The sequence below is a fragment of the Niastella sp. genome, assembly GCF_045805085.1.
In the GTDB taxonomy this organism is placed as follows: Bacteria; Bacteroidota; Bacteroidia; order Chitinophagales; family Chitinophagaceae; genus Niastella.
In genome coordinates, this window is record NZ_JBJMLX010000155.1 from 21,990 (window position 1) to 28,077 (window position 6,088).

General features: G+C 45.0%; 7 protein-coding genes. 5 read left to right on the forward strand and 2 right to left on the reverse strand.

Going from position 1 to position 6,088, the window contains the following annotated elements:
- Window positions 1–28 precede the first annotated feature (28 nt).
- Window positions 29–1,951, reverse strand: a complete 1,923-nt coding sequence (locus ACJ751_RS07635) for a M56 family metallopeptidase (protein WP_407744849.1) — start codon at window positions 1,949–1,951, stop codon at window positions 29–31.
- A 114-nt stretch (window positions 1,952–2,065) separates the two neighbouring features.
- Window positions 2,066–2,431 (reverse strand): BlaI/MecI/CopY family transcriptional regulator, encoded by a 366-nt coding sequence (locus ACJ751_RS07640; protein WP_407744850.1) that lies wholly within the window; start codon window positions 2,429–2,431, stop codon window positions 2,066–2,068.
- A gap of 226 nt (window positions 2,432–2,657) precedes the next feature.
- Here ACJ751_RS07640 and ACJ751_RS07645 point away from each other — a divergent pair, with 226 nt between their 5' ends.
- The 5 genes from ACJ751_RS07645 to ACJ751_RS07665 all read left to right on the forward strand — a co-directional run.
- Complete coding sequence (locus ACJ751_RS07645; RefSeq protein ID WP_407744852.1) at window positions 2,658–3,164, forward strand: TlpA family protein disulfide reductase; 507 nt, start codon at window positions 2,658–2,660, stop codon at window positions 3,162–3,164.
- 112 nt (window positions 3,165–3,276) lie between these two features.
- Window positions 3,277–4,206, forward strand: a complete 930-nt coding sequence (mdh, locus tag ACJ751_RS07650) for a malate dehydrogenase (RefSeq protein WP_407744854.1) — start codon at window positions 3,277–3,279, stop codon at window positions 4,204–4,206.
- A 258-nt stretch (window positions 4,207–4,464) separates the two neighbouring features.
- Window positions 4,465–5,238, forward strand: a complete 774-nt coding sequence (locus ACJ751_RS07655) for a discoidin domain-containing protein (protein WP_407744856.1) — start codon at window positions 4,465–4,467, stop codon at window positions 5,236–5,238.
- Window positions 5,239–5,405: 167 nt separating this feature from the next.
- Entirely contained in the window at window positions 5,406–5,768 is a 363-nt protein-coding gene (locus tag ACJ751_RS07660) for a YciI family protein (RefSeq protein WP_407744857.1), read from the forward strand.
- Between the two features lie 3 nt (window positions 5,769–5,771).
- A partial coding sequence (locus tag ACJ751_RS07665; RefSeq protein WP_407744859.1) for an RNA polymerase sigma factor occupies window positions 5,772–6,088 on the forward strand: 317 nt, incomplete at its 3' end.

Genomic DNA, 6,088 nt, shown 5'->3' on the forward strand with positions numbered 1-6,088 from the left:
AAAATTGGCAGGTGGCAAAATGCACTGATTACTGTTCTTTTGACGGAGCGGCAGGTTTGGGCTCCGCGCCTTCCCGGGATTCCGCCTCGGCTTTGGCCCTGGCTGCTGTGGCAACCCTGGCTGATGTGGCTACTTTTGCTTCTGTAGCCACTTTTGTTTCAGCAGCTACTTTTGCTTCTGCGAGTACTTTTACTTCAGCGGCAATTTTAGCCTGGGTAGGCAATTTAACAGGGGCAGCTCCACCTTTCGCAATTAGCATATACCCGTTACTGGGCGTTACAACCACCTTTCTATATTGCCCTTCATTCATTTTAAGCGAGTTTTTGACAACGACCTTCTCTATTGGTTTGCCTATTGCCACCACTTCGTCGTCCTTAACTACGGTAGCTTGTTTTATGGTTACATGATTTGACTTATATCCCATTACTGTCTTAGGCAACAACATGATCTGGCGGGTGGGAACTTCGCCGTATTTCTCTTCATATTGTTGTTTGTCTTTGTTCCAGTCGGTCAGGGAAACAGCCAGCATTATTTTATTGTCTTTGTCTTTCACGATCACGGTGGCTTCGCCGTGATTGTCTACTACATTAACGCAAAAGCCCTTTTGGTTGTAGCAATCCTGAACAGGAACCGGCGGTGGGGGTGGAACCGGCGTTAAGATCAGCACTTGCGGTTCTTTTGGCGGCGGTGGGGGCGGAACCGCCTCTACGGCTGTCACTTCCGGGGCGATTGGCGCCAGCGTTAATTTTTGGGGATCTTCGGGAGCTATTGGCGCCAGCACATTTTCCAGATGTTTGAGAGCTTCCGGGTTTTCCGGCGCTTCTGGCGCTTCCTTTATTTCAATGTCACTTTTAACTGTAGGCGCTGGCGGCGGCGGTGGAGGTGTTGGCAACGGCCCATATTTCTTTTCAAATTCTTCCCTTTCTTTGATATTACTTAGGTCATACGTCTCTACTTTTTTATTCTTTAAACGTACGGTGACTTTTGTATTATTTACATCGATGGATTCCATGTCCTTCCAACCCGGAGGCATTTTTTCAGCAGTTGGTATGGTATCGGTCACCAGGGCCCGCAAAGATTGGCGATGTATTTGGGTGGTATTGCGGAAGGCCAGCAATACCACTACCAGCAAGGGCAGCAAAAACAGGAATCTGATCAGGTGCACGCGGGCACTTTGGGCTTTGTTCATCATGGCTATTCTTTTTTTGAGTGATGAAAAATTGAAATTGTTGGCTATACTAAATGAATTGACTCCAATAACTTTTAAAAGCAGGTACTGGTATTGTTTGCGGTCCAAACCGGTTTGCAACACCTGCTGATCGGCCAAAAACTCCAGGTTCTGCCGAATATCATGACGTAATAACCAGGCAAACGGGTTATACCAGTTCAGCATGCACAACAGTTCGCTCCAGATGATATCCAGCGAGTGCCGTTGTTTTACATGAATGAATTCGTGGCGAATGATCTCTTTTAATTCATGCTCACTGTGCTGATGCTGGTTTACATAAATGCCCCGGCCAAATGAAAAAGGCATTACCGGCGCATCGATGTGATACAGCTTTACTTTATTATCATACAGCAATACTGCCTTTGATCGCATTTTGTATAAGGAATAATATTGCATTCCCAAACGCGCTGCCATTATTAAAATGCCAGTAAGGAAAACAACAGCAGTTACCAGCCACCAGTTAATCCCAACCGAAGCGGTTGTATTGCCGGGCGTTATTTGCGTAATGGCCGGGATATAATTTACAAAAGCCAATTCACGCAATGCAGGCCGCCCTACTATAATGGTGAATACATTTATAAAGGGTATTACAAAACATACCATGGAATAGATCAACAGGTACCAGCGGTTCCAGTTATAAAAGGTAAGCCGGCGCAGGAATAGCTGATAGAAGAGATAAACTATGGAGAGGCTGATCGTTAATTTAAGCAGGTATTGTAGCATAAAGTACCTTTTGGAATAATTTGAATTTGTATTAGAAGTTAACGAGTTTAAAAGTTGACGGGTTAACCAGTAGGTTTTTGCCTTGTTAACTTATCAACCAGTTAACTTTTCAACTTACTTCTTACTTCCTTTCTCAATCATCTCAAGAATATCCTTCAATTCCTTCGAACTTAACTTCTTCTGCTCTACGAAAAAGTTTACCAGTTGCTTGTATGAGTTGTCGAAATAGTCCTTCACTACCCCGCTCATGAAATGCTTTTTGTATTCTTCCTCAGAAATGGCCGGTTTATATAAATAGGTATTGCCCACCAACCGGCTTTGCAATAAGCCTTTCTTCTCCAGATTTTTTACCGTTGACGCCAGCGTGGTATAGGGTGGTTGGGGCATTTCCATATTTTCAAGAAACAGTTTTATATTGCCTTCTCCTGTTTTCCATATCGCCTGCATGGCTTGTTCTTCCTGCGTGGTTAACTTTTCCATCTACGAAGTTTTCGTAAACCTACGGCTTTTCCGTAAATAATGCCAAATCTTTTTTGTTAAATGCCTGTAACACCTGGCTATCCTGTTCATTTCCTGTTATTTTTGAAAAATAATTTTATTCCCGAAAGATTATTTTTGGGAAGTATTTCCGTTATAACTGAATAAAAAGAAACTTATCGGCCGTATCCGCCCCGGCGGGCGCCTTACACCTGCAAATTTTTGACAAATGAAAAACCGGCTTTTATTACTTATTCTGGCATTTACAGTAAAACTGGCATCCGCACAAACTTTACCACCCGACAGTCCGTCTTACAAGCGGTTCCCCAGCATTCCCCCATTTACCATTTTACAGACTGACAGCACCAATTTAACCAAGGAGAACCTGAAACATCATCAGCCAACCCTTATTATGTATTTTAGTCCTGACTGCGACCATTGCAAACACCAGTGGGCCGAGATGGAAAAGAAAATGAAGGAGCTGAAGAAATACCAGATCGTAATGGTAACTTATCAGCCATTCAATGAAATGGTTGACTTCTACAATGAGCACAAGATCGCCGACCATCCGAATATTAAAATGGGCCGGGATACCAAATTCTTTCTGCCACCCTTCTTCAAAATAAAAAGCCTGCCGTTTCAGGCGCTCTATGATAAAAAAGGCGAGCTTATTACCACTTTCGAGGGTAATGTGGGTGTAGATAAGGTGCTGGCAGCCTTCGCTCAAAAAGATTAGTAACCACTTATTGGCTTCATTTGGCGGAATGCGCGATAAATAAAAAATAAATATTCTTCAATCGAGCCTATTTTTGCGCAAAAATTAGCTCAACACCTTAAATTTTTTTCTGATGAAAGTAACTGTTGTAGGCGCCGGTGCAGTAGGCGCTACTTGCGCTGATAATATCGCCCGGGCCGAACTGGCACAGGAACTGGTATTATTGGATATTAAAGAAGGTCTGGCCGAAGGTAAGGCCCAGGATATGATGCAAACAGCCGCTTTGCTGGGCTTTGATACCCGCATCACTGGTAGTACCAATGATTATAGCAAAACTGCCGGCAGCGATGTAGTTGTAATTACATCAGGCTTACCCCGCAAACCGGGTATGACTCGTGAAGAACTGATTGGAACCAACGCCGGTATCGTTAGAGGCGTTGCCGAAAACATTCTGAAACATTCTCCCAACGCCATCATCATCGTTATCAGTAACCCCATGGATACCATGACCTACCTGGCCTTAACCGCCACTGGTTTGCCAAAGAACAGGATCATTGGTATGGGTGGTACGCTCGATAGCGCCCGTTTTAAATATCAACTGAGCCAGCACCTGGGTTGCAGCCCTGCCGATCTGAATGCGGTGGTAGTAGGCGGACACGGTGACACTACCATGATCCCCCTTATTCGCCAGGCAACCTGGAACAGCGCGCCTGTTACCAAATTCCTGAGCGAAGAACAACAAAAACAAATAGTTGCCGATACCATGGTAGGCGGTGCTACCCTTACCAAACTGATTGGTACCAGCGCCTGGTATGCACCCGGTGCAGCCGGAGCAGCCCTGGTTGAAAGCATTGTACGCGATCAGAAAAAATTATTTACCTGCTGCGTATCACTGAACGGCGAATACGGTCAAAAAGACATTTGCCTTGGTGTGCCCGTTATCATCGGTAAAAGCGGTTGGGAAAAGATCCTTGACTTTGGTTTAAATGCCGACGAGCAAGCCCTCTTTAACAAGAGCGCCGATGCCGTTAGAAGCATGAACGATGTGCTGAAAACGCTGTAATTCGAAATAAAGAATTAAGAAGTAGGAAGTACGAAGTAGGGAGATCCCGAATAACCGTACCTCCTATTTTTTTTCAGACTCTTACCTCTTACTTCCTACCTCTTACTTCCTTCCTCTTACCTCCTACTTTCTGCCCAATACCATCTCATTAAGCCCACCCTTTCTCCCCCGGGCATTAATTTTGAAGAAGATTATCTATCAACCACTACCTGCCCGGCGACTGCGTCTCATTCATTGTTGAACCTTAAAGGGCATAATATGAAGTACGTATACTCAAAAGTTGGCAGAACAGTTTGTATTACAGCCATTTTACTAATAAGTAGCATAACAGGCACGCTCCCTGTCAATGCGCAAACCCCTGCTGGTAATCCTACAGCCGATTTTATTCCCGTTAATCCGGGGAAAGTTATTCCCAATGAATATATTGATTTTCGTCAAAAGACCCGGTTTGTATATGAAGGCAGTAACAGCATGACCGCACTGCCCAGGCCAGTCGAAATGCGTGACCTGATTATTACGCCCTCCGGCAGCGACGGCATTGTATTACAATGGCGTAGTACCTGGGAGCCCGATAATCTTAAATTGTATGAAATAGAATTCAGCTCAGATGGCATTAACTTTCAACGGGTAGGCGTATTGCCGGCCGGGAACTATCTGAGCGGAAAAGTCTATTCCTTCAGGCATTATCCCGTAAATGTGCGCGACATGTTTTTTTATCGCATTCGAATAACTGATAAGAATGACCGGTACGATTACACTCCCATCTTAAAACTGGCAGCGACCGGTTCCACCCAGAATTATGTATTTCCTACAATTGTGAATGCAGGCATGGTAAGCGTTTACCTGAATGATTCATTCAAACTGGCACAGATCGTAAACAGCCAGGGAATGGTTTTACAAACCCAGTTGTTAAGCGGCAAAACAGGCAGAACAGATATATCATTAAATCCACAGGCAGAAGGCATTTGTTATGTGCGCCTGCTGGGCCAGGACCCGCAAAGAAATTTTGTGCAGAAGATATTTATACATTAGTTAGTCTTTACCACTAATCACTAACAACGGTCTGGCCAATTGGCCGGGCCGTTTTGTTGGCGGAATGTCCACCCCTGTAAATATATTTTCCGGTTTTGTCCTGACCGTCATTTTTCGTTCGTCATATAACCGGTAACTTAAATCTGTAATCTTTAAAATTTACCATTATGAAAGATTTTATGTTCATTTTCAGGGGCGCTATGGATCAATACGATTTCTCTGCCGAACAAATGCAGCAACACATGCAAAAATGGATGACCTGGATCGACGAACTGAAAGCTAAAAATATGTATGTGGCCGGCGAGCCCTTAACACCGGAAGGTAAAACGGTAAAAGGCGCCAAACTGCTGGTTACCGACGGGCCATATACTGAAAGCAAAGAACTGGTAGGTGGTTTCTTTATTATCAGGGCCGCTAACCTGAATGAGGCTACAGAAGTTGCCAAAGGCTGCCCCGATCTTCCGCTAGGCGGCATTGTTGAAGTACGCGAAGTGATGAAAGTGGAAGAAATGATGGCGTCGCACAGTTAAATCATGGAAGAACAGAAACAGCAGGGCGTGGCACAACTGGTCGATCATCTTTTCCGGCACCAGTCGGGAAAGATGATCGCTGTGCTCACCCGCATCTTTGGTATGCATAACCTGGAAATGATAGAAGACGTGGTGCAGGAATCTTTTTTGCGCGCCATGCATGCCTGGACGTTCGGGCAATTGCCCGAAAACCCGGCCGGCTGGCTGATGCAGGTAGCCCGCAACCGGGCTATTGATATTATTCGCCGCCAGCAACATTTTCAACATTACTCCCGCGAGCTGGCAACCGAACTGCAACAGGAAGCGGAGAACACCGTACA